General features: G+C 61.6%; 3 protein-coding genes. 2 read left to right on the top strand and 1 reads right to left on the bottom strand.

Going from position 1 to position 1,442, the window contains the following annotated elements:
* Together AC1DSN_RS22605 and AC1DSN_RS22600 are read left to right on the top strand one after the other, a co-directional pair.
* On the top strand, positions 1–507 hold a 507-nt coding region (locus AC1DSN_RS22605; protein WP_477333070.1), incomplete at its 5' end, for a TetR/AcrR family transcriptional regulator.
* Positions 508–525: 18 nt separating this feature from the next.
* Positions 526–1,077, top strand: a complete 552-nt coding sequence (locus AC1DSN_RS22600) for a DNA-3-methyladenine glycosylase I (protein WP_477297551.1) — start codon at positions 526–528, stop codon at positions 1,075–1,077.
* Between the two features lie 85 nt (positions 1,078–1,162).
* Here the strand turns inward: AC1DSN_RS22600 and AC1DSN_RS22595 are convergent.
* Positions 1,163–1,442, bottom strand: a 280-nt coding sequence (locus AC1DSN_RS22595) for a hypothetical protein (protein ID WP_477333068.1), incomplete at its 5' end; no start/stop codon positions are given.

The following is a 1,442-nucleotide window of genomic DNA, read 5'->3' as shown; positions in this document are numbered from 1 at the left end:
GGGTATGACGGCGCGAGCATGAGTCGGATCACGGAGCGCACCGGGCTGGGCAAAAGCAGCCTTTATCATTTCTTCCCCGGCGGCAAGGAGGAGATGGCGGCGGTCGTGCTGGACGATGTCGACGACTGGTTCGAGCGACATATCTTCGTGACCTTGCGTGAGGGTGAGCCGCATGGGGCCATCGCCGCCATGTGGTGTGAGGTGGACAGGTATTTCCAGTCCGGAGGCCGCGTATGCCTGGTCGGGGCGTTCGCACTGGACCAGACCCGCGATCGCTTCGCGACGGCGATATCCGGCTACTTCGTACGTTGGATCGAGGCGTTGGCATCGGCCCTGGTTCGACTGGGCCGAAGTGCGGAGGTTGCGAGCGAGCAGGCGGAGGATATCGTTCTCGGCATTCAGGGTGCACTGATGCTGTCGCGTGCGAAACGCGACCCCGCATCGTTTCGCGCCGCGTTGCATCGGATGGCGCGCCGCCTCGGAACACCGCATCATGCCGACCTGTGACAAACCTGGGGTCGATCGATGAGCAAGGAAATCAAGCGCTGCACGTGGGCCGGTAGTGATCCGCTTTACACCGACTACCACGACAAGGAATGGGGCGTGCCCTTGCACGACTCGCGCCTGTTGTGGGAACAGTTGATGCTGGAAGGCTTCCAGGCGGGCCTGGCGTGGATCACCGTGCTGCGCAAGCGCGAAACCTTCCGCAAGGCGTTCAAGGGGTTCGACCCGGCGAAGGTGGCGCGTTTTACCGAGAAGGACATCCTGCGCCTTCTGGAGGATCCGGGCATCATCCGTTCGCGTGCAAAGATCGAAGCGACCATCAACGGTGCGCGCGTCTACGAAGAGATGAAGGCGCGCGGTGAGACCTTCGATGCCTATTGCTGGTCGTTTACCGAGGGCAAGGTATTGCGCGGCGACGGACGCACGGTGCATGCACAGACGCCGTTGTCGGTGACGATCTCGAAGGACCTCAAGAAGCGCGGCTTCAAGTTCGTCGGTCCGACCATCACCTACGCCTGGATGCAGGCGGTCGGTATCGTCGACGACCACGCGCTCGGTTGTTTCCGGCGGTGAGTCGGTAGGGCAGGCATCGTTACGGAAAAAGAAGTGACGCGCGGGTTGCCCCACGCGCCACTTCCTGAGCCTTCGAGCAGCCTGATTACAACTTGACCTTCACACCCAGGTTGAAGAACCGGCCGATAGCGCCGTCCTGGGCATACGTCGGGTTGTAGTTGACGCCCGCATAGTTGGCCACGTCCAGCGGCGCCTTACGGTCGAACGCGTTCATGACCGAAGCGGTTACGGCGATCTTAGGTGTGAACTGGTAGCTGCTGGTGAGGTTGAATTCGGTGAACGAACCAACCGTGCAGCTGGAATAACCATCGGGGATGCAGTCACTGCCGTACACGTCCGGCGCCGTGTTCTTCATGCCACTGGTG

The sequence above is a fragment of the Luteibacter sp. P4_D7_3 genome (assembly GCF_056401735.1).
Note: the sequence above shows the minus strand (reverse complement) of the source record. Positions and strands in the feature narration are given on the sequence as shown.

Coding starts and splice junctions, on each gene's coding strand:
- AC1DSN_RS22600 (WP_477297551.1), top strand. CDS start 526: ATGAGCAAGGAAATCAAGCGCTGCACGTGGGCCGGTAGTGATCCGCTT.